Here is a 270-nt window from a genome sequence, read left to right as displayed (position 1 = left end):
ATTAGCGACAGCGCGAATCCTACCAAATGAGGACATTCTCAAGCTCATGAGGAACCCTCTGTTACGATCAACAGGAGTGTTAAGCGGGTTATTCTATGAGTTTGTAGTTGTCACAGAATCTGATGCTGATCGGGCATTTTATCAGGAAATAAATGATCGGCTATTAAAGTATGCTAACAACAAAGGAATACCAAATTGTTTGTTTCTTCATGCTCAAAACAAGCAAACAGTTAAAACCATCACCAAACCACTTCGGGAACTGGGTATACC

The 270-nt window shown here is 40.4% G+C and carries 1 protein-coding gene; it reads left to right on the top strand.

Annotation, left to right across the window (positions count from 1 at the left end; genetic code table 11):
• Positions 1–76: 76 nt before the first annotated feature.
• A partial coding sequence (locus tag Q4563_RS20095) for a hypothetical protein (RefSeq protein WP_303605769.1) occupies positions 77–270 on the top strand: 194 nt, incomplete at its 3' end.

The sequence above is a fragment of the Gilvimarinus sp. 1_MG-2023 genome (genome assembly GCF_030548285.1).
Note: the sequence above shows the minus strand (reverse complement) of the source record. Positions and strands in the feature narration are given on the sequence as shown.